Source organism: Halalkaliarchaeum sp. AArc-CO (assembly GCF_024972735.1).
GTDB lineage: Archaea > Halobacteriota > Halobacteria > Halobacteriales > Haloferacaceae > Halalkaliarchaeum.
This window is the reverse complement of the sequence record NZ_CP087723.1, coordinates 383,506-405,112: the sequence shown is the minus strand read 5'-3', so window position 1 is coordinate 405,112 and position 21,607 is coordinate 383,506. Positions and strand designations below refer to the sequence as shown.

Here is a 21,607-nt window from a genome sequence, read left to right as displayed (position 1 = left end):
ATGATTCCCTGCCGTCTACATCGTGTATGGATCGGAACTGTGACGGGGTGTCACCGGGAGACGCCGTCGTCGAATCGATCATCCTTGCCGGCGGGTTCTCGCGACGGTTCGGCGATCGGGAGAAACTCACCGCGGACGTCGCGGGCGAGCCCATGATCCGACGGGTCGTGCGGACGGTCGAACCGCTCTCGCGCCGGATCGTCGCGAGCTGCCGCCGGGAGCAACGCGACGGGCTGGCGGCCGCGCTTGGGACGACCGACGGCCCCGATCGCGACGTCCCGGTCTCGTTCGCGTTCGACGACAGACCTGACGGGGGGCCCCTCGCCGGGCTCGCGTCGGCGATAGACGAGATCGGCGATGACACGGACGCCACGCTCGTGTTCGGCGGCGACTTCCCGCTCGTTAAAACGGCCGCGTTCGAGACGCTGTTGACAGCGCTGGGAGGCGAGTTCGGCGAAGGACCGCCCGCCGATGCCGCCCTGCCATCCGTCGGCAGCCGGCTCCAGCCGCTGTGTGCGGCCTGCCGGACGGACGCACTCCGGTCGGGCGTGACGTCGCTCGAGCAAGTCCGCAACCGGGCGGTGCTTTCGGCGTTCGATCCACTCTCCGTACGGGCAGTTCCCGCCGATCAGCTCCCCGGCGGGGAAGCGTCGTTCCGGAACGTCAACACCCCCACAGATCTCCGCGAGATCACACAGACGATCGAGGCGGAAACACCGCCCGCAGGGACGGGAGCGAAACGGTGACCCCCGACGAGCCGAACCGGGGGTCGCTTTCGGTCCTGCAGGTCGTCGGCCCGAGCGACTCCGGGAAGACCACGCTCCTCGAGCGACTCGTCGAACGCCTCGGCGAGCGAACGGACGGCCGGGTTGCGACGGTGAAGGCGATCCATCACGACGTCGAACCGGACACACCCGGGCGGGACACCCACCGTCACCGAACCGCCGGCGCCGATGCGGCGATCGGCGTCACGCCGTCGCTGACGTTCCGGATCGCACGCGGCGGCAAGGGTGACGACGACGTGGCTGCACTCGAGTCGGTTCTCGCAGAGCTCGAATGCGACGGCTACGAGATTGCGCTCGTCGAGGGGTTCTCCGCGGCTGCGGTGCCGGCCGTAGTGCTGGGGACGACTGATCCGGACGACTCCGAACGGGAGGGCCACAGCCGGGTGATCGCCACAGCGGAGACCGCAGACGACGTGGATATCGAGGCGATCCTCGAGTACCTCACTCCACGGTGACGCTTTTCGCCAGGTTCCGGGGCTTGTCGATCGAACGCCCCAGTTCGTTTGCGACGTGGTAGGCGACGAGCTGGAGCTGCGTGTTCGCCAGCAACGGCATCGTCACCGGATGCGCCTCGGGAATCTCGAGCACCTCGTCGGCGTACCGCTCCACGTCCGAGCGGCCGTCCGTGACGGCGATCACCGGCGCATCGCGCGCCTCGACCTCCTTTACGTTCCCGACGGTCTTGCGGGCGATTTCGTCGTCGCCGGTGACCACGGCGATCACGGGGGTGTCGGCGGTGACGAGCGCGAGCGTCCCGTGTTTCAACTCGCCGGCGGGGAATCCCTCGGCGTGTTCGTAGGTGATCTCCTTGAACTTGAGCGCCCCCTCCAGCGCGACCGGATAGTTGTACCCCCGCCCGATGAAGAAGTACCCCGACGAATCCAGATACGTGCGGGCTACGTCTACGGCGTTCGATTCGTCGAGGATCTGCTGGACCTGCCCGGGGAGCTCCCGGAGTGCGGCGAGTCGCTCCCTGACTCGATCGCTTTGTGCCCGGTCACCCGATCGGGAGCCGTTCGCGACCGCCTCGACGAGGAGGTTCAACGCGACGAGCTGTGAAGAGAACGTCTTGGTGGCGGCGACGCCGATCTCCGGACCCGCCCGGATGTACATCGCGTGATCGCACTCCCGGGCCGCCGTCGATCCGACGACGTTCGTCACCGCGAGCGTCTCGACCCCCCGGCTCTGTGCCTCCCGGAGCGCAGAAAGGGTGTCCGCCGTCTCACCGCTCTGGGTAACCCCGATCACCAGCCGATCGCCCGTTGGCGGCGCCTCCGTTGCGTACTCGCTGGCGACAAACGCCTGCGCCGGGATCCCCCGATCGCGGAAGCGGCGGGCCCCGTACAGCGCAGCGTGATATGAGGTCCCGCAGGCGACGAACTGCACCGCTTCCGGGGGGTCCTGGAGGAGCGCGTCCAGTTCCGCCAGTTCGACGCGCCCCTCGAGTTCGTCGACGCGCCCAGAGAGACACTGTCGGAGCGCGTGCGGCTGCTCGTTGATCTCCTTGAGCATGTAGTGGTCGTAGCCGCTCTTCCCGGTGTCCTCGAGATCCCAGTCGACGGTGTCGATCTGTTTTTCGACCGGGTTCCCGTCGGGGGAGGTGACGGTCCAGCTGTCGGGGGTGAGTCGCACGAATTCGCCGTCCTCGAGGTAGACCACCCGAGCGGTGTGTTCGAGGAACGCGGGGACGTCGCTGCCGAGGTAGTAGCCGTCCTCGCCGACCCCGAGCACGAGCGGCGAGTCGTTCCTGGCGGCGTAGACGGCGTCGGTACCGGCGACGACGGCGGCGATGGCGTAGCTACCGGAGAGCTGGTCGACAGCCCGTCTGACCGCAGTCTCCGGAGAGGATCCAGCCTCGAGTTCCCGTTCGATCAGGTGGGGCACCACCTCCGTGTCGGTGTCGCTATCGAACTGGTGGCCGTCCGCGCGGAGCTCGTCTTTCAATCTGTCGTAGTTCTCGATGATCCCGTTGTGTACCACCGCGACCCGCCCGTCCTCGTCGGTGTGAGGGTGTGCGTTCGCGTCGGTCGGCGGGCCGTGTGTACTCCATCGTGTGTGGCCGATTCCAGTCGTGCCCGAGGGTCGTCGCTCCTCCAGCGCCGCCTCCAGCGCCGACAGTTCGCCGGCGCGCTTGACGACGTCGACGTCCACAGTTGCGGCGCTGTCCGCGTCGCTACCGGCGCCCTCGTCTGCGCCGTTCGCGAGCGCGACCCCCGCGGAGTCGTAGCCGCGGTATTCGAGCTGATTGAGCCCGCCGACGAGCACGTCGAGCGCGTCCCGCCGCCCGACGTAGCCGATGATCCCACACATCAGCGGGTCACCTCTGCCCCGGCGGAGACGTTCCGAACCAGCCGGACGCCGACGTCGATCGACGCGTTCGGCCCGACCAGGACGCCCGGCGAGAAGACGACGCCCGCCTCGGCGTCGACCCGATCGGCGAGGACCGCGCCGAGTCGCTCACCTTCGTGGATCCGGTCGTTCACTCGAACGTCGGCGTCACCGCCGGGAATGACCGATCCCGGACCGAGCCTGACGTCCTGGCCGAAGACGGCGTCCACGACCGTCGCGTTCGCCCCGATCCGGGAGTCGTCGCCGACCACCGAGTCGCGAACCACGGCGCTCGCGTCGACGGTGACGTTCGTCCCGAGCGACGCGGTCGGCCCGACGACAGCGCCCGCGCCGATCTCGCAGTCCGCCGAGACCGCCACGGGCGGCTGAAGCGTCGCGTCCGGATGGACCGTCGCGCTGTCGGCGATCCAGACATCAGGATCGCGTTCTGGGAGTTCGACCCATCCCATGTCGAACACCTGGCGGGCCGCAGTGAGCAGATCCCACGGATACGTCGCGTCCGTCCAGAAGCCTTCGGTTCGAACGCCCCGAACGCGGTGGTCCTCGTCGGCGACGAGCCGAGAGACGGCGGCCGGAAGCGGGAGGCTCCCCGCCACCCGCGGCGTCGCGGCGAGCGCCCCGAGGAAGGCCGGGTCGAAACCGTAGACGCCGGCGTTGAGCAGGCGGTAGTCGCCGCTTTCCGGGCGCTCGACCAGTTCGACGATCTCGTCGCCGTCGAGGCGGACGGAGCCGTACCGGGACGCCTCCCGGCTCTCGACGACGCTCAGCGTCGCGACGGCGCCCCCCTCCATGTGGGCGGCGGCGACGTCCGCGACGATCGACGGGTCGGCGATCTGGTCGCCGTTGACCGCGAGGAATGGCTCGTCGATCGCACCCCGAACCTGCAGGAGGGCGTGGCCGCTGCCGAGCTGTTTCTCCTGTCGGTGATACGCCAGGGGAACGCCGCGGTACGTCGGGCCGAAGTGATCCTGCACTCTGGTCCCTTTGTAGCCGACGACGACGTGCAGTTGCTCGATCCCGGAGTCGATGAGGCTGTCGAAGACGTACTCGAGGATCGGCCGGTTGCCCGCCGGCAACATCGGTTTCGGCCGGTTTCTGGTCAGTGGCCGCAGGCGGTCGCCCTCGCCGCCCGCGAGCACGACCGCGGTTCGAAGGTTCATATCGGAGACACAGCCTCCAGTGCCAAAATACTACAGGGACGAGATACGGTGACGCGACACGTTCGTCACGTTCGATCGGTATACATTTGGGGGAGACTACTCAACCGTCGCGTACTGACATCACTATGAGCACCGACCGAAATTTCAGGGCGCAAAAGAGCGTCTGTCCGTTCTGTGGCGTCGGCTGTGGCGTCGAGTACAGCGAAAAGAGTGGGAAAGGCACCGGGTGGAAGGGCCCCGTGAACACGAAAGGGGAGATGTGTCCGAAGGGTGCGGCGGCGTTCGACTTCGTCGACCACGAGGACCGGCTCACCCAGCCGCTCGTGCGCGAAGACGGCGAACTGGTGCCCGCAAGCTGGGAGGAGGCGCTCGGTCGCGTCGAGTCCGAACTCGGCGGGATCGTCGACGAGTACGGTGCCGACGCGATCGGCTTTTTCGCCTCCTCGAACGCGACCAACGAGGAGAACTACGTCTACCAGAAGCTCGCCCGGATGCTGGGGACGAACAACGTCGACAACTGCGCGCGATTGTGTCACTCCTCGACGGTGGCGGCGATGAGCGAGCGGTTCGGCGCCGGAGCGATGACGAACACCCTCGATGACCTCACCGAGGCCGACGTCTACCTCGTCGCCGGGGCCAATCCCGCCGAACAGCACCCGGTCGCGTTCCGGTCGTACTTCCTGCCGGCGATCCGCGACGGCGGCGAGATGATCCACGTCGACCCGCGAGAGAACTCGACGACCGACGCGGCGGGGATCCACCTGCCGGTCCGGCCGGGCTACGACATCCCGCTTTTCAACGCGATGGCGGCCGCGATCCTCGAGGAGGGGCTCGAAGACGAGGAGTTCCTCGCAGAGCGCGTCTCCAACGTCGAGGAGTTCAAAGCGCACATCGAGCGGATCGACGTCGAGGAGAACGCGAAACTCGCCGGCGTCGACCCCGAGGAACTGCGCGAGGCGGCCCGGACGTACGCCGAGGCCGACCGCGCAGCCATCTTCACCGGCATGGGGATGAGCCAGCACCACTGCGGGACGGACAACGTCCACTCGCTTTTGAACCTCTCGCTGCTCACGGGCAACGTCGGCCGGCGCGGCACCGGCGTCAACCCGCTGCGCGGCCAGAACAACGTCCAGGGCGCCGGCGACGTGGGTGCCCTGCCGAACATCCTGCCGGGGTATGAACCCGTCGAGGACGATGAGGCGCGCGAACGCGTCGCCGAGGTATGGGGCGTCGAGCCCCCGGCGACGCCGGGACTCACCGAAGTCGAGTTCACCCACGAGTTCGGCGACGGCGTCAAGGGCGCGTTCGTCTTCGGGGAGAATCCCGCCGTCACGGAGCCTCACTCCGGACGCGTCGAAGAGGAGTTCCAGGAGCTGGACTTCCTCGTGGTACTGGACCTCTTCGAGACCGAAACCGCCGAACACGCCGACGTCCTCCTGCCCGGGAGCTCGTGGGCCGAAAAGTCCGGAACCGTCACCAACACCGACCGGCAGGTCATCCGGATGCGCCCCAACGCCGACCTCCCCGGCGATGCCCGGCTCGACCTCGAGATCATCTCGGAGATCGGCGCGCGCCTCACCGACCGCCCGGAGGCGTTCGACTACGACGGCCCCGGAGAGGTGTTCGACGAGATCACGGAGGTCAGTCCGATCTACGACGGGATGAGCTACGACGGGATCGGCGAGTCGAGTCAGCGGTGGCCCTTCTCCCCCGAAGACGGCTCCGGTACCGCTGTGCTCCACCGCGAGGAGTTTTCCACCGGGGAGAAGACCGCACCGCTGGTGCCGCTGGAACACGTCCCGCCCGCAGACGAACTCGAAGAGGACGAACTGGCGCTGACGACCGGTCGCGTGCTCCAGCACTTCAACAGCGGGGCGCTCAGCCGGCGTTCGGAGACGCTGATGCGGATGCGCGGCGAGGACGTCCTCCAGATCCACCCCGCCGACGCCGAACCGCGGGGAATCGAGGACGGCGACCTGGTCCGCGTCGAGAACGAACGGGGTGACGTCGAGGTCGAGGCGGCGGTGACGCCGGCGGTCCGCGAGGGCGCGGTGTTCCTCACGTTCCACTACGCGGATCCGCTGACGAACGCGCTGACCGGCGACGCGCTCGATCCGGTCGCAAAGATCCCCGAGTACAAACACTCCGGCGTGAGCGTCGCCCCCGTCGACGACTGATCCAATCGACGACTGATCCAGTCGCTCCACGGCCGCACCGCTTTTCGAGGAGTGCGACTTCGTTTTTCGGCTCCGACGCGTCGACGTCCGGAAAAACGGGATCCCGTGCCGGAAACAGGATCGTACTCGCGTGGGGGGAAAGGGGAAACGCGACGTACGTCCCGGATGGGGTGTCTGACGATCCGGCAGTCCGGTGATCCCATAGTGAGGTATGAACCCCTGGTATTTATGAGTGGTGTCGGACAGGGGGCGTCCGAATCGACAGACTGCGATGGATGACCCCGTGGGTCAGCCGCCGTCGGGACACCGGACGGCCTCGCGATCAGCCGCCGTCGGGGCACCGGACGGCGTCGCGATCAGCCGCCGTCGGGACACCGGACGGCGTCGCGGTCAGCCGCCGTCGGGACTCCGGACGACAAGCACCGGGATCTCGGCGTCGTCGACGACCCGTTCGGAGACGCTGCCCAGCGACGTGATCTTCTCTCGGGGTGTTTTCCCGTGGCTCCCGATGACGATCAGGTCGACGCCCGCATCGTCCGCGTAGTCGAGAATCCCCCGCCACGGGGTCGCTTTCCGGATCGCGGTCGTCGAATCGAGTCCGGCGTCGGTCGCAGCCTCCGCGACCGCCTCGATGGCCGCCGTTCCCTCCCGTTCGAGCGACGCCTCGACCTCCTCGCGAGTCTCCCTGTCGGCCGCGGCCGTGATCCGGGAGTCCACGACGTACAGCGCGTGTACCGTGGCGTCGTTGTCGGTCGCAATCGGAAGCGCGTGTTCGAGCGCCTCCGGGACCGTCTCGCTTCCGTCCGTCGGGATCAACACGTCGTCGTACATCGTCGACTGCTTCGGACACCGGGCGGATAACTGTTGGCCGTCGAACAGTCGGTGAGGAGCGACGCCACCGGACTCGCGTCCCGACCCTCAGTCGCCGACCTCGATCCGCGACTCCTCGGCATCCGTACCGATGCGGCGCTCGAGGAATTCGTCGAGCAACCGGAACGTGCGAAGCTTCTGTTGGCGGTCGGAGGAGGCGTGCCCCTCCTCGCCGAGCTCGCGGTACTCGAAGTCGCCGTCGGGGCCCTCCTGGAAGCCGGACTCGGCGAGCGCCTCCCGGAAGATCCGGGCCTGTGAGACCGGCACCCGCCGGTCGTTGACCCCGTGGACGATCAAAAGCGGCGCGTTCAGGTTCTCGACGTGGGTGACCGGCGACCGCTCGCGGTACAGGTCGGGATTCTCCCCGGGCGTCCCGAGGTATTTCTCCATCAGTTCCGTCCGGAAGTGGGGCATCGTGTTCTCGAACATGTCGTCGAGATCCGTCAGCCCGATCCAGGCGATCCCCGCGTCGTACAGGTCGGGATACTGGACAAGCTGCCAGTAGGCAGAGTAGCCGCCGTAGGAGCCGCCGAAGACGACCACGCGGTCGTCGTCGATCCAGTCGTGCGTTCCGATGACGTGCTCGGCGGCAGTCGCGACGTCGCCCTGTTCGGCGCCGCCCCAGTCGTCGTGCAGCGCCCGGACGAACGACCGCCCCCGGCCGGTCGAACCGCGGTAGTTCACCTGCAGCACCGAAAAGCCACGGGAGACGAGCACCTGCGTGTACAGGTCGAACCGCTTGCTGTCGCGGTGTCGGGGGCCGCCGTGCGGGTTGACGATCAGCGGCGACGGTCGGACTCCGGCGTCGTAAAACAGCGCGCCGATCTCCAGTTCCTCGGAGGGGTCGTGTTCGACCGCCGCCTGTCGCGTCGCTGGAACGCCGTCCGAGTCGACAGTGAGGTACTCCGCGTCGGCGAAGTCGTCGGGCTCGAACGGGCCGTACTCGGCCTCGATAAGCGTCTCCGCCTCGTCCGTCGAGAGGTCGTACGCGAGGAGCTCCGACCGCGTCGTCGGCGTCGTGTGGGTGAGGAGTACCCGGTCGTCGTCCAGCACAGGGCTCCCGCCCATACCGAAGCCAGCGACCCCCTCCGGGAGGTCGAACTCGCGACCCTCGCCGGTTTCGAGGTCGTAGACGATCGGAACGGTGACCGCCTCCCGCATCCGTGTGCCGATCACCCGCCGCCCGTCGGGCAGGAACGCAGCCGGCTGCTCCTCGTACTCGCCGTCGCCGAGCCACGTCACCTCGTCGGCGGCCAAGTCGTACACCCCGATCCGCCCGAGGTCGGGCGTGTTGTCGGAGACGAGCAGGCGATCCCCGTCGGGACCCCAGTCGCTGGGGGCGGCTTCGGCGCCGACGTCGCCGATCTCCAGGTTTCGGGGGTTCGAGCCGTCGATGTCGGCGACGTACACGTCTCGGTTGTTGTAGTCGTCCGCCTCGTTCGTGGCGTAGGCGAACCGCTCGCAGTCGGGCGACAGCGTCAGCCCGCCGACGGCCCGGTCGTACTCCGTGAGCTTCGTCGTCTCTCCCGTCTCCAGATCGTGACGGTAGGCGTTCATCTGTCCGTCGCGGCTGGCGGCGAAAAGCAGCGTGCGACCGTCGTCACCGACGTCGCCGATCGCGATCTGGCCGCCCATCTCGACGACCGACTCGACCGAGCCCTCGCGGGTCATCGCGTACACGTCGTTCTGTTCGTTGCCCCCCTCGTCGTTGTGGAAGTACACCCGGTCGCAGTCGGCGCCCCACTCGATGAACCACCTGGCGTTTCGCGGCACCTCCCCGTCGCTCCATTGACGGAGTTCGCCGGATTCGACGTCGAGCACGTGGAGTTCGTTCCGGCCGGAAATGTCGTAGTACACCGCCACTTCTCGGCCGTCGGGTGCGGCGGTCGGGTGCGCGAGCGTCGGCAGGTTGGCGAGCTCCTCGAGGACGTCGACGTCAGCGGCATCGTCAGGGCCTGGCATATCACCCCGTTGGACCGGGGTTGGTTTGAGTGCTCGGCTCCCGGAATTTATCTGGGCCCTCTCGTCGGCATCGATGCGCCTATCAGTCATCCCCCCGGAGGCCTCCCCATGCTGCGGTACGTGACGACCAACGAGGGGAAGATGCGCGAGGCGGCCGACTACCTCGGAGACGGCGCCGTCGAACAGTTCGACTACGACTACGTCGAGATTCAGTCGGACGACCCCGGAACGATCGCGGCCCACGGCGCACGGGAGGCGTACCGGGCCTGCGGCGAGCCCGTGATCACTGACGACGCCGGCCTGTTCGTCGACGCGTTGAACGGCTTCCCCGGCACCTACTCCTCGTTCGTGGAGGACACCCTCGGGATCGAGCGGGTCGCCCGCATCGCGCTGGCCGAGGAGGACACCCGCGCGTCGTTCCGGTGCGTGCTGGCGTACTGTGACGGCGGCCCGTTCGAGGCGGCGCCGGACACCGTCGCCAGAGACGACCGGGCCGTCGCCGCCGCCTCCAGCCCAGGGGGATCGGATCCGGGCGGATCCTCCCCGAACGGATCGTCAGCGGGAACCGAAGGCGCCGAAAGCGAGACGCTCCCCGTGAAGCTGTTCGAGGGGTACGTTCCGGGGCGTATCGTCGAGCCGCGAGGCGACGGCGGGTTCGGGTACGATCCAATCTTCGAACACGGCGGGACGACGTTCGCCGAGATGGACGCCGCCGAGAAGAACGCCCTCTCGCACCGCGGCCGTGCGCTCGCGAAGTTCGCCGAGTGGTTCCAGGCCCGACGCGATCGGGTCGAGTGAGCCCCGTCCGTCGAGTGGATTCCGCCCGGCCTCGCCGTCCCGTCAGACTCTCGACGGCCGATCCGGGCCGGGATACTCGCCGCCGACGACTTCGAGGTAGAGGCTCTCCGCGTCGAACACCGTTGTGAACGCCCGGGGTTCCCGAACGCTGAGCGGGACACGGCCCCTGAGTTCGGCCCCCGCCCGAGGGCTGGAGAGCACGCGATCGAAACTGAGCAGATGCATCGCACCGCCCCGGTAGGCCGAGGCCAACCCCGAATGATCGCCCGCCGGATGCGTGACCGGTTCCCGCCACTCTTCGACGAGTTCCCGCCAGTCGGCCGCCAGCTCCGGCGTCGAAAGCTCGGCGATCGTCGCCTCGGCGTCAGAAAGTAGCGGGTCGCTGGCGAGGAGTTCGATCCAGGAGTGGCGCCACACCCTCTCGAGGGCCTCCCGCGAGGCGTCACCGACCAGCAGATCCGCCGCGAGCACGTCGGCGTCGGCGACGACCCGGGCGGGACTCGGCTCCGGCGGCGTCTCCGTCTCGTCGTCGCGTTCCGTCTCGTTCCGGCGTTCCCCACTCCGTTCCCGATGGCGTACGAGGGCCCCACTGACGTCGTCCGCCTCGACGACGGCGTCGCCAGCCTGCCTGAAAAGCGTCGCCCAGTCCATATCGGCGATGTGGTCGGGATCTACATCCGTCTTCCGACGTCGACGCGGACGACGACACGGCCGACAACGGAACGGCAGACGGGCGTCTGACGGGCTTTTATAAGATATCCGCCTGTCTCTCCGCACGGGCGCGCAACGGCCTCAGTTCCCATCCTCCCACCCCGCGCGCCCGGCACACCCGACACCCCATCCGGCGTGGCACTGCGCCGCGCCTTTTCAACCCCTTTCAACCGAGTAGTTCCGTTCGAACGACGTCTATCTGATCTGAATCGACCAGCAGCGCGAGCCTATCGCCCGCCTCTACGATCGTTCCAGGGAGCGGAATCGTCATCGGTTCTTCGTCGCGGCCGTGCGCGTAGATCCGGCCGCGGCCACCCAGGTCGATCTCGTTTACGTGGGCGCCGACGATCGGCGCGTCGTCGGTCACGCTGACAGTAGTGAGCTGCAACTCCTCGGTGAGGTCGGCGATCGCGTTGAAGTCCCCGCCCAGAAGCGCCGTCTTCGCCCCGGCGGCGCCGAGGCGTTCGGGGTAGACGACGTCGTCGACAGCCTCGGCGTACCGATCGTACACGTCGCTGCTGAAGTCCTCGGTGATCCGCATGACCGTCCGACAGCCGTGTTTCGTCCCCAGGATACACACCGCGTAGTTCGTGTCGACGTTCCGCGTGAACCCGCCGATCGCGTCGGCGGTTTCGATGCCGGCCTCCTCGAGCACCGCGTCTTCGGAGCCGTCGCCGACGACGACGGTGAAGCCGCGATTCCGCGCGCGTTCCGCCACCTCACTGTCGTTTTCGACCACGACGACGTCGTGGCCCTCCTCTTTCAGGACGCGTGCGGTCCGCGCTCCGACTCGACCGTAGCCGACTACGATGACGTTCATGGTCGCTGTTACGACAACCCATACCAAAAAACCCTCACCAAAACCCGCAGTCGTCCGGCGCCACCACCCACCCGTCCCCGGAGGAGTGGGGAAGACCGGATCGAGCCTCAGCGCCGGATGTCAATCCCTCAGCGTCTGGTGTCCATCGCCGCGAGCAGATCGACGAGCGCCGCCGCGGACAGTTCGAGAAGTTCGTCGCCGAAATCGGCGGTGGCCTCCCCCGGATCGCCGACGACGCCGTTGTCCGTAAACTCAGCCGAGTCGTGTGCGAGGTTGACGCCGGCGACCCACTCGCCCCACCGGTCGGACGCCCCCTCGCGGGCCTCCTCGATCCGGTCGTCGCGAACGAGTTCGGGGTGAGTCGAACGCAACAGCGCCGTCTCCAACGGGCCGCCGTGTCCCATCCGGCTGGAGTGGTCGCCGACGGCGTCGAACCAGGTGAACGCCAGCGCGTAGGCCGTCCCGTCCCGGGAGAGTCGAGCCGCCGTCTCCGAGAGCGCGTCGACGTTCCCGCCGTGGCCGTTCACGAACACGACGTCTTCGATCCCGTGGTGCGCCAGGCTCTCTGCCGTCTCCCGGACGTACGCACGGAACGTGTCGGGCGACACCCACAGCGTCCCGTCGAACGCGCGGTGTTCCTCGGCGACCCCCACCGGGATCGGCGGGGCGACGAGGAGGTCGTCGGCCGATCGGTCCCCGCCTTCATCGTCGTTTGCCTCGTACCGCTGTGCGGCCGCCTCGGCGACCGAAACCGCGTTGAGCGTGTCGGTTCCCAGCGGCGCGTGGGGCCCGTGCTGTTCGGTGCTGCCGACGGGAACGAGCGCCACCGTCGGATCGGCCTCGCGAACCTCGCTCCAGGTCGATTCGGACAGTCGCATACTACCCAGTGGACGGGGGAGGGATTTTTGCCTTCCTCCTCGACGCTCTGCAACGTGGATGGCGGGTTGCACGTCAGAACCGTAGCGGGACGGGAAAGAACGTGGATTACTCACCACTCCCGTGCTGTCAGAGGCACTCCGTCCCTAGTGTAGAACTGCCGTCCGTTCACAATAAACGCCCCCGTTCACCCGGAAGATCACTGTTTTTGGAGACGATGGCCGTCAACGTCCCGCCCATAACAGTAGTTGGCAATATGACTCAGGTTTATATACGAATCCGCGGTAATCGAGTTCGGAACGCCAGTTTACGCGTTCCGAGCTAACTAAAGTAAATCACATTGCCAACAACTGATAAATAATCAGTATCAGTCGTCGTCCCCGCCACTGACTTCCGTCCGGGCCCGCCGCCGGGCCGCCCGCTCGATGAACTCCTGGGGAAGTTCGTCGATTTCGCCCGCCTGCACGCCCCACAGGTGGGCGTACAGCCCGTCGTTTTCGAGCAGATCCCCGTGAGTGCCGCGTTCGACGATCCGACCGTCCTCGAGGACGACGATCGTGTCGGCGTCCTTGATCGTCGACAGCCGGTGGGCGATGGCGAAGGTCGTCCGCTCTTCGGTGAGTCGGTCGAGCGACCGCTGGATCAGCATCTCGGTTTCGGTGTCGACGTCGGAGGTCGCCTCGTCGAGGATGAGGATGTCTGGATCCTTCAACACCGCGCGGGCGATGCTGACCCGCTGGCGCTGTCCGCCCGAGAGCTTCACCCCGCGCTCGCCGACCATCGTGTCGTAGCCGTCGGGCAGGTTCTGGATGAATTCGTGAGCCTCGGCGGCCTTGGCTGCCTCGATCACCTCGCTGTCGGTCGCGTCGAAGGTACCATAGGTGATGTTCTCCCGGACGGTGCCGTAAAACAGGAACGTGGTCTGGCCGACGTAGCCGACCGACCGGCGCAGGCTCGGCAGCGTCACCTCGCGGACGTCCTGGCCGTCGATCCGGATCGATCCCTCGTCGACGTCGTACATCCGCAACAGCAGTTTCAGGACCGTCGACTTCCCGGCGCCGGTCGGGCCGACCAGTGCGAGCGTCTCGCCGCCCTCGACGGTGAAGTCGACGTTCTCGACGATCGTTTCCTCCTCGTCGTACCCGAACGTGACGTCGTCGTACTCCACCCGCCCCTCGGTGACGGTCAGCTCGGTCGCGTTGGGATCCTCCGCCAGGCGGGACGGTTCGTCCATCAGCCCGAAGATCCGCGCCGCCGACGCCCGGGCGCGCTGATACATGTTGATGATCTGCCCGAACTGCGCCATCGGCCAGATGAACCGCTGGGTGTAGAGGATGAACACCACGAACATCCCAACCGAGAGCTCGCCGGTGAACGGCCCCGGCGGCCCCTGGAACACCCACAGCCCCCCGACGATGAACGTCACCGCAAAGCCGATTCCCGCGAGCAGACGCAGCCCCGGGAAGAACTTGATCCGCGTCTCGATGGCGTCCCAGTTGGCGTCGAAGTAGTCGAACGAGACGTCGTCGACCCGATCGGATTCGTAGTCTTCGGTGTTGGACGACTTGATCACCTGGATCCCGCCGAGGTTGTTCTCCAGCCGGGAGTTCATGTTCCCGACCGTCGACCGGACCTCCGCGTACTTCGGCTGGATGATCTTGATGAACAGGTAGGTGAAGCCGGCGATGAGCGGGACCGGCAGGAGTGCCACGAGCGCCAGTTGCCAGTTGATCCAGAACAGCAACACGCCGATCGCGACCACCATCACCAGCATCCGGAACAGGGAGTTCATCCCGTCGTTGAGGAACCGCTCCAGTCGGTTGACGTCGTTCGAGAGGATTGACATCATCTCGCCGGTCTGTTTGTCGGCGAAGAAATCCATGTTCAACCGCTGCATCTCGTCGTAGGTGTCCGTCCGGATGTCGTGCTGGATGTTCTGCGCGTAGGAGTTGAACCCCCAGTTGCGCGTCCAGTGGAACCCCGCCCCGACGAGGAACGCGCCGGCGATGACGGCGACGGTGAACCAGAACTGTCCGGTCTGTGTCGCCGGGAGCCACGCCTCCGGCAGCAACACGAGCGGGATCTGTTCCTCGAACGCCGCCGCTTCCGCGCCCTGGTGTTCGGCCGGGGTGACGAAGATCACGTCGACCGCGATTCCGAGCATCAGCGGCGGCAGCAGGTCGAGCACCCGGGCGACGACGCTGGCGAGGATCCCGACCACGGCCTGGAAGGTGTAGTCGCTCCCGTACTCGGAGAACAGCCGCTTCATCGGGTTCTCTATCTTGTCCCGTTGTTCTTCGAACGGGTCGTCTTTCTCCCAGTCGATGCCGCTCATTGCACTCGGATAGCGGATCGGTGCGGATGAAACTTTCCTTCGAATCGAAACTGAGGACGACAGTCGGAGGTTGTCGTACAGCGCCTGCCAGAGAAAGTGGCAAGTGGCGACGCCGGCAACCTCCTTCCAGGGACATGCAGGTGACAGTCGAAGTGGTCGGGGAGGGTGAACGCACTCTCGAGCTCGATGTAGACGCCACCTACGGTGACGTCGTTCGGGGGGTCGGATACAACACGCAGGAGGCGACAGTGCTCGTCGACGGGACCCCGGTGCCCGAGGACGCACCAGTCGACACAGACCGGATGACCGTGCTGCGACTGATAAAGGGCGGCGTCTCCCGCGTCAACCGCGACGGTGATCGTCGCAGATAGCCCGAAACGTCTCTGCGTTCCGGAGCCGCAATCAGTTCCCGGTCCACCGGAGCAGCGCGAGCGTCCCCTCGTAGAGTCCGATCATAGTGAGTGTGACGATGATCGGCGCCATCCCGGTCGGGTCCGGCGTCACGAGCCACGAGAGGCCGAGGAAGCCACCCCAGAACAGGAGCCGCTTGTCCTCCAGCCACTCCCGCGTGACGAGGTTCATCATGATCGCGAGCATGATCAAAAGCGGGATCTGGAAGACGACCGCCATGTACCCGATCAGGACGACGATGAGGTTGAACGTCTCCGCCAGCCCGAACGCGATCACTGCGGTCCCCTCGGTGTAGGCGGTGAAGTACGCGAAGATGGCCGGCAGGACGACGAAGTGTGCGAACAGTCCCCCGATCGTCGCGAGCACCAGGCTCGTGGGAATCGCCGCCAGGTAATACCGCCGTTCCCGGGGATACAGGCCGGGACGCATGAACAGATACGTCTCGTAGACGAACACCGGCAGCCCGAACACGAGGCCGGCGAGTCCGGCGACCTTGAGCTTCGTGAGAATGAACTCGAGGGGACCGTACACCCGCGGCCGGTTCACTCCCGGGTCCGGGATGTGACTCGACCAGAAGTAGTTGATGGCGATGTCTGCGGACGGGTAGGCGATGAGTGTCGCGATCCCCGCCACGAGGAAGACGACGCCGAGCCGCCGCATCATCTCCTCGATGTGGTCCGCAAGCGGCATCTCCTCGTCGGACTCCGGCCCTTCAAAGAGCGGTTCGTCGTCGTCGCGCTCGGTGGCTACCGCACCGGCACCGTTCGAGACTGTCTCGTCGTCCACCTCCTCAACATCCTCATCGTCATCGTCTTGGTCGTCTTCGTCGTCATCGTCTTCGTCGTCATCGTCGTCATCGTCTTCGTCGTCTGTACCGTCGTCCTTGCCCTCCCGCTTGGGACGCATACGCCGTCGGTTCGGCCGGGGACTCGTCCCTTCGTTGATCGCAGCAGCGTCTTCCGCGTCGACTTCGCCATCGTCATCGACTTCGCTATCGTCGGCGGCTCCGTCGGCTCCGTCGTCAGCGTTCCCGTCCTCCTCGTTCGAGTCGAAGCTCTCCGGTCCGGGGAACAGCCCCTCGTCGTCGAGATCGTACGACGTCGGTTCGGACGACTCTCCTTCGTCCGTCCCCTGCTCGCCGCGTTCGGCGTCGTCCTTGCGGCGTTCCGCATCCGCGTCCTCGGACCGGTCGCTCTCCGGTTCGGATTCGGCGTCGGGTTCCGACGGCTCGTCGCGGTCCGGGTCGCCCATTCACCTGACGTTCAGTCCCGGCCATTATAGGCCTTTTCTGATAGCTCCGCGGACGGCCCGTTCGAGAAGCCGCGCACGGTTGAAAAGGTTGATAGGCATTAGTGGCCGAGTAGTGGGTATGTCCAGCGCCCTCGACGAGGACACCCAGCAGACGCTGGCCGAGGGAAGCGACGCCGTTCGGGCGATGCTCCGTTCGGCCCAGAAGGACCTGCAGAAGGCCTTCATGGTGTTTCTCTTCGTTTTTCTCGGGACGTTCTACGCACTTCGGCTGTGGGTCTGGGACTACCTCAAGGGCGTCACCCGAGCTCAGATGCCGCCCGACGTGGAGGCCCAGCTGGAGATCATCGTTCTGACGCCGTTCGACGTGATTCTCTTGCAGGCGAAGATCGGCCTCATCGTCGGCGTCATCGCCGCCATCCCGCCGCTGATCTACTTCTCCAGGGAGGCGCTTCGCGAGCGCGACATGTGGCCGGACGCACCGATCCCTCGGTGGAAGATGGCCACGATCGGCGTCCTCGCGGCGCTACTTTTCGCAGGCGGGGTCTTCTACGGCCAGAGCATTTTCTTCCCGTTCATGTTCGCGTTCCTCGCGAGCTTCGGTCTCGAGGCCGGCTTCGCGCCGAGCTACTCGATCGTGATGTGGACGGAGTTCATCGTCTTTTTGTCGCTGTCGTTCGGCCTCGCCGCCCAGATGCCGCTGGTCGTCACCGGGCTGTCGTACGCCGGCATCGTCCAGTACGAGACGTTCCGGGACAAATGGAAATACGCAGTCGTGCTCATCTTCGTCTTCGGCGCGATGTTCTCACCGCCGGATCCGTTCACGCAGATCATGTGGGCGGTCCCGTTGATCGCGCTGTACGGCGTCTCCCTGTACCTCGCGAAGATCGCGGTCACCGCCCGCCGGCGAAGCGAGACGATCGACGTGCCGACGACGATCCGCCGGAAGTGGAACGTGCTCGCCGGACTGTTCGTTGTCGGGGTCGCCGCTGTATACGGCTTTTACGATTACGGCGGTCGACAAGCGGCAAACGATCTACTCGCGTGGATGGGCAGCGACTACCGGATCGTCCCGCTCGGTGAGGGACTCGGCGTCGCCGAGCCGACCGCGATCGCGCTGTACGGTCTCCTCACGGGTGTCCTGTTTGCGGTCCTGGGACTGATGTACCTCGTGTACGCCGGCCTCGACCCCGAGGAGGAACCGGAGCTGTACGGCGATCCGACGGCGATCGACCTCGGAGAACTCGACGCGGGAGGCGTCCGGGCGGCGCCGATTGAGGCCTTCGAAGAGCTGAGCGAAGATGAGGTGATGCAACTGGCCAGCGCTGCCCTCGACGCCGACGACCCCGAAAAGGCTCAGGCACTGCTCGACCGGTTCGACGAGGTGGAAGCACAGCGCGCCGAAAGCGACGACGGGAACGGAGCGGCAGGAGCTTCCGGGGCGGCTGGCGGCGCAAGCGCCGGCGAGGCGGCCGAAGACATCGCCGGCGAACTCGGGGAACGGGGCACCCGGGCGGGATCGACGTTCCTCGAGGAGTTGACCGAAGACGACGAGGACGACATCGGCGGCTACTACAAGGACCTGAAGTTCATCTTCGACAGCGTCCGGTCGCGGTCGTTCATCATCGTCGGGACGTTCCTCGCAGTGATGGCGGCGACGTTCACGTGGCTGTACCTCGGCGGGCTGGGGAACGTCTTCGACAACTTCCTGGGCCGGCTTCCCAGCGAGGTCGTCGCCGAGAACGTGAACGTCATCACCCTCCATCCGGTGGAGGCGCTCATCTTCATCGTGAAGTTCTCGGTGCTCGTGGGCGTGCTCGCGATCTTCCCCGTCATCGCGTACTACGCGTGGCCGGCGCTGCGGGAACTCGGCTTCGTCCGTGGGCGACAGAACGTCGTCTTCCTGTGGACCGGCGCGCTCGTCGGCGGACTGATCGGCGGGTTCATGCTGGGCTACTATTTCTTTGCCCCGTGGCTGATCTCGTATCTCGTCGGCGACGCGCTCGATGCGGGGATGATCATTTCCTACCGGATCAACGACTTCTTCTGGCTGATCGTCTTCACGACCGCCGGAATCGGCATCCTCGCGGACGTGCCGGTGTTGATGGTGCTGTTGAACTACGCGGGGATCCCCTACCAGGCGATGCGCAACCGGTGGCGCGAGGTGCTGCTCGCGATGCTCACGTTCGCCGCGGTCTTCACGCCCGCCGACATCGTCACGATGTTCCTGGTGACGATCCCGCTGATGGCCGCCTACGGCATCGGCCTGTTCGTGCTGTTTTTCGTCACGCTCGGCGGGAGACGCAACCTGTCTCCGCCGGCCGAGATCGTCGACACCACCTCGACGGCGCTGGAGGTCGTCGAGACGTAGGATGCTCGCCTCGGAACGCGAAACGGTCGCCGAGCACGCGCGCCGACTGGCCGGGCTTACTCCCGGTCGCACGGGGAACCTCAGCGCCCGGCGCGAGGACCGAATGGCGATCACTCCCTCGGGTGTTCCGTACGGGGAGATCGACACTGGTGACGTCCCGGTCGTCTCCCTCGACGGAGAGGTACTGTGGGGCGATATCGCACCCTCGAGCGAGACGCCGATGCACCGGCGGATCTACGAGCGGTTCGAGCCCGGGGCGATCGTCCACACCCACTCGCCGTGGGCGACGACCCTCGCGGTGCTCGGAGAACCGCTCCCGCCGGTTCACTACATGATCGCGCTGGCCGGCGAGACCGTGCCGGTTGCGCCGTACGCGACCTACGGGACCGAACAGCTCGCGGACAACGCGGTCGAGGCGATGGAGAACACCGGAAGCGACGCCTGCCTGCTCGCGAACCACGGGCTCGTCGCGACGGGCGAGGACGTCCCGGGCGCCGTCGAGACGGCCGTGGCCGTCGAATCGGTCGCGGAGGTGTACTGTCGGGCGCGGTCGATCGGCGAACCAGAGGTGCTGTCGTCGGACGACATCGAGGCGGCTGCACAGAAGTTCGAGGAGTACGGCCCCGACGAAGGTAGCGGGTAGTCCGGGGAGAGCCCGTCGATCGAGCCGAGCGTTCTTGACGGCTGGGGCCCGAAACATGGATAGGGACGGGACCGACCATGCGCACCATCGACTGGGACGACGACCGGGACTGCATCGAGATGGTCGATCAGACGAAGCTTCCGACCGAGTACACGACCGATCACGCCGAGACCGTACCGGAGCTGGTCGAGAGCATCGAGATCCTTCGCGTCAGGGGTGCGCCCGCACTGGGGGCCGCCGGGGCGTTCGGGGTGGCGCTTGCCGCCCGGCGCACCGACGCCGACTCCCTCGAGGAGTTCGAGCAGGCCGTCCGCGAGGACGCCGACGCGATCGCCAGCGCTCGACCGACGGCCGTCAACCTCTCGCGGGAGGTCGAGACGGTTCTCGGGGAACTCCACGGCTGTGAGTCGATCGCGGAGGCACGACGGCGGACGCTGGCGGCGGCGAAGGACGTCGCCGACGCCGACGTCGAGCGCAACCGAACGATCGGGAAACACGGGGCAGAACTGTTCGCGGACGGCGACACCGTGATGACCCACTGCAACGCGGGCGCGCTGGCGACCGTCGACTGGGGGACCGCACTGGGTGTGGTGTACTCGGCCCACGAGGCAGGCAAGAGCGTCGACGTGATCGCAAACGAGACCCGACCCCTCAACCAGGGCTCCCGGATCACCACCGTCGAACTACAGGAACGGGACGTGGAAGTGACGCTGATCCCCGACAACGCAAGCGGGTTGTGCATGCAGCGAGGGTTAGTAGACGCCGTAGTCGTCGGCGCCGATCGGGTGGTGCTCGATGGCGGCGAAGCGTTCCTCGCCGGGACAGACGAGACATCGCCACAGGGCGCAGTCTTCAACAAGATCGGGACGTACAAACACGCGGTCCTGGCGGATCGCCACGACATCCCGTTCGTGGTGGCGGCGCCGCACTCGACGGTCGACACCGAACTGAGCGCCACAGACGTCGAGATCGAACAGCGGGATCCCGCAGAGCTGCGGGAGATCTACGGGCGCCAGAACGCCCCCGAGGACGTGCCGGTGTTCAATCCGGCGTTCGATCCGACGCCGATGGAGCTCGTCGACTACCTCGTCACGGAGACCGGGGTGTACGAGCCACCGCTGGATCGAAGCGACTTCGAGCGGGCCCCCGAACCGGAATCGAGCACTTGAAGGATACTCCCGAGAGATGACTCGGGTATGCCCAAGATAAGCGTCGAGGTGCCCGAAGAGCTGCTTTCCGATCTCGACGAACACGTCGGCGAGGACGGGAAGTTCGTCAACCGCAGCGAGGCGATCCGCGCGTCGATCCGGAAGACGCTGGACCTGCTGGACGACATCGACGAGCGGCACGGCCGGCTGGAGGAGGACGAGTAACGTGTCGGTCCGCTCGGTAACGCAGGACCAGCCGACGCTGCCCGCCGGGGCAGTCGCCCTGGCGGCGCTGTTCGTCGCGTCGCTGGTGACCGCCCAGTTGACCGCCTCGAAGGTGCTGCAGTTCGAACTCCCGTTCGCGCTGCCGGTGACCGGCGCAGAGCTCGCCTTGCCGGGGGCGGCGCTGGCGTACGCCCTGACGTTCCTGGCGTCGGACTGTTACACGGAGCTGTACGGCAAGCGGGCGGCGCAGGTGCTCGTGAACGTCGGCTTCCTGATGAACTTCCTCGTGCTCGCGCTTGTGTGGAGCACGATCCTGGCGCCGGCGGCGCCCTCGAGCATCGACCCGGCGGCGTTCGAGACGGTACTTGGCGCTTCGACGAACATCGTCGCCGCCAGCCTGCTCGCGTACGTGGTGAGCCAGAACTACGACGTGGTGGTGTTCCACTGGATCAAAGAGCAGACCAGCGGAGAGCGGCTCTGGCTGCGCAACATCGTCTCGACCGGGACGAGCCAGGCGATCGACACGGTGATCTTCGTCGGCGTGGCGTTCTGGCTGCTCCCCCGCGCGATCGGACTCGGGCCGGTGCTCCCGGGCGACGTCGTCGTCGCGCTGATGATCGGCCAGTACCTGTTGAAGCTCGGGATCGCGGTGCTGGACACGCCGCTCGTCTATCTCGTGGTCGGTGCGGTACGTCGGTACGAGGTTTCGCCGGCGTGA

At 66.7% G+C, this 21,607-nt stretch carries 19 protein-coding genes; 10 read left to right on the top strand and 9 right to left on the bottom strand.

Translation table 11 applies throughout. The features are described from left to right. Nucleotides 1–26: 26 nt before the first annotated feature. Nucleotides 27–746, top strand: coding sequence for a molybdenum cofactor guanylyltransferase (locus AArcCO_RS02750; protein WP_259534892.1), 720 nt, complete (start codon nt 27–29; stop codon nt 744–746). After that, nucleotides 743–1,240 (top strand): molybdopterin-guanine dinucleotide biosynthesis protein B, encoded by a 498-nt coding sequence (gene mobB, locus AArcCO_RS02745; RefSeq protein ID WP_259534891.1) that lies wholly within the window; start codon nt 743–745, stop codon nt 1,238–1,240. The genes AArcCO_RS02750 and mobB overlap by 4 nt, the downstream gene beginning before the upstream one ends. Here mobB and glmS read toward each other — a convergent pair. Continuing rightward, complete coding sequence (gene glmS, locus AArcCO_RS02740) at nt 1,227–3,095, bottom strand: glutamine--fructose-6-phosphate transaminase (isomerizing) (RefSeq protein WP_259534890.1); 1,869 nt, start codon at nt 3,093–3,095, stop codon at nt 1,227–1,229. The two genes, mobB and glmS, sit on opposite strands and share 14 nt — an antisense overlap. After that, nucleotides 3,095–4,294, bottom strand: coding sequence for a sugar phosphate nucleotidyltransferase (locus tag AArcCO_RS02735; protein WP_259534889.1), 1,200 nt, complete (start codon nt 4,292–4,294; stop codon nt 3,095–3,097). Before AArcCO_RS02735 ends, glmS begins: the two co-directional genes overlap by 1 nt. 125 nt (nt 4,295–4,419) lie before the next feature. Here AArcCO_RS02735 and fdhF point away from each other — a divergent pair, with 125 nt between their 5' ends. Beyond that, nucleotides 4,420–6,471 (top strand): formate dehydrogenase subunit alpha, encoded by a 2,052-nt coding sequence (gene fdhF, locus AArcCO_RS02730; protein WP_259534888.1) that lies wholly within the window; start codon nt 4,420–4,422, stop codon nt 6,469–6,471. A 390-nt stretch (nt 6,472–6,861) separates the two neighbouring features. Here fdhF and AArcCO_RS02725 read toward each other — a convergent pair whose 3' ends face one another. Together AArcCO_RS02725 and AArcCO_RS02720 are read right to left on the bottom strand one after the other, a co-directional pair. Next, nucleotides 6,862–7,302 carry a universal stress protein gene (locus tag AArcCO_RS02725; protein WP_259534887.1) on the bottom strand — a complete coding sequence of 147 codons (441 nt, stop codon included), beginning with the start codon at nt 7,300–7,302 and terminating at the stop codon, nt 6,862–6,864. 87 nt (nt 7,303–7,389) lie between these two features. Continuing rightward, on the bottom strand, nt 7,390–9,303 hold the full coding sequence (locus AArcCO_RS02720; protein WP_259534886.1) for a S9 family peptidase: 1,914 nt from the start codon (nt 9,301–9,303) through the stop codon (nt 7,390–7,392). Nucleotides 9,304–9,411: 108 nt separating this feature from the next. On the opposite strand from AArcCO_RS02720, the gene AArcCO_RS02715 reads away from it, so the two are divergent. Then, the gene (locus tag AArcCO_RS02715; RefSeq protein ID WP_259534885.1) at nt 9,412–10,101 is read left to right on the top strand and encodes a non-canonical purine NTP pyrophosphatase; all 690 of its coding nucleotides are present in this window, start codon (nt 9,412–9,414) and stop codon (nt 10,099–10,101) included. A gap of 42 nt (nt 10,102–10,143) precedes the next feature. Here AArcCO_RS02715 and AArcCO_RS02710 read toward each other — a convergent pair whose 3' ends face one another. The 4 genes from AArcCO_RS02710 to AArcCO_RS02695 form a co-directional block, all read right to left on the bottom strand. Then, nucleotides 10,144–10,752 (bottom strand): DUF7384 family protein, encoded by a 609-nt coding sequence (locus AArcCO_RS02710; protein WP_259534884.1) that lies wholly within the window; start codon nt 10,750–10,752, stop codon nt 10,144–10,146. A gap of 226 nt (nt 10,753–10,978) precedes the next feature. Further along, the gene (locus tag AArcCO_RS02705; protein ID WP_259534883.1) at nt 10,979–11,632 is read right to left on the bottom strand and encodes a potassium channel family protein; all 654 of its coding nucleotides are present in this window, start codon (nt 11,630–11,632) and stop codon (nt 10,979–10,981) included. Nucleotides 11,633–11,760: 128 nt separating this feature from the next. Further along, nucleotides 11,761–12,510: a creatininase family protein gene (locus tag AArcCO_RS02700; RefSeq protein WP_259534882.1), complete on the bottom strand. Its 750-nt coding sequence runs from the start codon at nt 12,508–12,510 to the stop codon at nt 11,761–11,763. Between the two features lie 365 nt (nt 12,511–12,875). After that, nucleotides 12,876–14,843, bottom strand: a complete 1,968-nt coding sequence (locus AArcCO_RS02695; protein WP_259534881.1) for an ABC transporter ATP-binding protein — start codon at nt 14,841–14,843, stop codon at nt 12,876–12,878. 134 nt (nt 14,844–14,977) lie between these two features. On the opposite strand from AArcCO_RS02695, the gene AArcCO_RS02690 reads away from it, so the two are divergent. Next, complete coding sequence (locus AArcCO_RS02690) at nt 14,978–15,214, top strand: ubiquitin-like small modifier protein SAMP2 (protein ID WP_259534880.1); 237 nt, start codon at nt 14,978–14,980, stop codon at nt 15,212–15,214. Nucleotides 15,215–15,245: 31 nt separating this feature from the next. On the opposite strand, the gene AArcCO_RS02685 is transcribed toward AArcCO_RS02690, so the two are convergent. Then, nucleotides 15,246–16,505: a twin-arginine translocase subunit TatC gene (locus tag AArcCO_RS02685; RefSeq protein ID WP_259534878.1), complete on the bottom strand. Its 1,260-nt coding sequence runs from the start codon at nt 16,503–16,505 to the stop codon at nt 15,246–15,248. A gap of 118 nt (nt 16,506–16,623) precedes the next feature. Between AArcCO_RS02685 and AArcCO_RS02680 the strand changes: the two genes are divergently transcribed. The 5 genes from AArcCO_RS02680 to AArcCO_RS02660 all read left to right on the top strand — a co-directional run bounded on the left by AArcCO_RS02680 (nt 16,624) and on the right by AArcCO_RS02660 (nt 21,607). Continuing rightward, nucleotides 16,624–18,873, top strand: a complete 2,250-nt coding sequence (locus AArcCO_RS02680) for a twin-arginine translocase subunit TatC (protein ID WP_259534876.1) — start codon at nt 16,624–16,626, stop codon at nt 18,871–18,873. Between the two features lies 1 nt (nt 18,874). After that, nucleotides 18,875–19,516: a ribulose-1-phosphate aldolase gene (locus AArcCO_RS02675; RefSeq protein WP_259534875.1), complete on the top strand. Its 642-nt coding sequence runs from the start codon at nt 18,875–18,877 to the stop codon at nt 19,514–19,516. A 77-nt stretch (nt 19,517–19,593) separates the two neighbouring features. Then, nucleotides 19,594–20,685, top strand: a complete 1,092-nt coding sequence (locus tag AArcCO_RS02670) for an S-methyl-5-thioribose-1-phosphate isomerase (RefSeq protein WP_259534874.1) — start codon at nt 19,594–19,596, stop codon at nt 20,683–20,685. A gap of 27 nt (nt 20,686–20,712) precedes the next feature. Then, nucleotides 20,713–20,889, top strand: a complete 177-nt coding sequence (locus tag AArcCO_RS02665; protein WP_259534873.1) for a ribbon-helix-helix domain-containing protein — start codon at nt 20,713–20,715, stop codon at nt 20,887–20,889. A 1-nt stretch (nt 20,890) separates the two neighbouring features. Further along, on the top strand, nt 20,891–21,607 hold the full coding sequence (locus tag AArcCO_RS02660; protein ID WP_259534872.1) for a queuosine precursor transporter: 717 nt from the start codon (nt 20,891–20,893) through the stop codon (nt 21,605–21,607).

Excerpts from the sequence above, each read along its gene's own strand:
- fdhF (WP_259534888.1), top strand. The coding sequence starts at position 4,420 with ATGAGCACCGACCGAAATTTCAGGGCGCAAAAGAGCGTCTGTCCGTTC.
- AArcCO_RS02725 (WP_259534887.1), bottom strand. The coding sequence starts at position 7,302 with ATGTACGACGACGTGTTGATCCCGACGGACGGAAGCGAGACGGTCCCG.
- AArcCO_RS02715 (WP_259534885.1), top strand. The coding sequence starts at position 9,412 with ATGCTGCGGTACGTGACGACCAACGAGGGGAAGATGCGCGAGGCGGCC.
- AArcCO_RS02750 (WP_259534892.1), top strand. The coding sequence starts at position 27 with ATGGATCGGAACTGTGACGGGGTGTCACCGGGAGACGCCGTCGTCGAA.
- AArcCO_RS02680 (WP_259534876.1), top strand. The coding sequence starts at position 16,624 with ATGTCCAGCGCCCTCGACGAGGACACCCAGCAGACGCTGGCCGAGGGA.
- glmS (WP_259534890.1), bottom strand. The coding sequence starts at position 3,095 with ATGTGTGGGATCATCGGCTACGTCGGGCGGCGGGACGCGCTCGACGTG.
- AArcCO_RS02735 (WP_259534889.1), bottom strand. The coding sequence starts at position 4,294 with ATGAACCTTCGAACCGCGGTCGTGCTCGCGGGCGGCGAGGGCGACCGC.
- AArcCO_RS02690 (WP_259534880.1), top strand. The coding sequence starts at position 14,978 with ATGCAGGTGACAGTCGAAGTGGTCGGGGAGGGTGAACGCACTCTCGAG.
- AArcCO_RS02685 (WP_259534878.1), bottom strand. The coding sequence starts at position 16,505 with ATGGGCGACCCGGACCGCGACGAGCCGTCGGAACCCGACGCCGAATCC.
- AArcCO_RS02665 (WP_259534873.1), top strand. The coding sequence starts at position 20,713 with ATGCCCAAGATAAGCGTCGAGGTGCCCGAAGAGCTGCTTTCCGATCTC.
- AArcCO_RS02720 (WP_259534886.1), bottom strand. The coding sequence starts at position 9,303 with ATGCCAGGCCCTGACGATGCCGCTGACGTCGACGTCCTCGAGGAGCTC.
- AArcCO_RS02675 (WP_259534875.1), top strand. The coding sequence starts at position 18,875 with ATGCTCGCCTCGGAACGCGAAACGGTCGCCGAGCACGCGCGCCGACTG.
- AArcCO_RS02695 (WP_259534881.1), bottom strand. The coding sequence starts at position 14,843 with ATGAGCGGCATCGACTGGGAGAAAGACGACCCGTTCGAAGAACAACGG.
- AArcCO_RS02710 (WP_259534884.1), bottom strand. The coding sequence starts at position 10,752 with ATGGACTGGGCGACGCTTTTCAGGCAGGCTGGCGACGCCGTCGTCGAG.
- AArcCO_RS02670 (WP_259534874.1), top strand. The coding sequence starts at position 19,594 with ATGCGCACCATCGACTGGGACGACGACCGGGACTGCATCGAGATGGTC.
- AArcCO_RS02700 (WP_259534882.1), bottom strand. The coding sequence starts at position 12,510 with ATGCGACTGTCCGAATCGACCTGGAGCGAGGTTCGCGAGGCCGATCCG.
- AArcCO_RS02705 (WP_259534883.1), bottom strand. The coding sequence starts at position 11,632 with ATGAACGTCATCGTAGTCGGCTACGGTCGAGTCGGAGCGCGGACCGCA.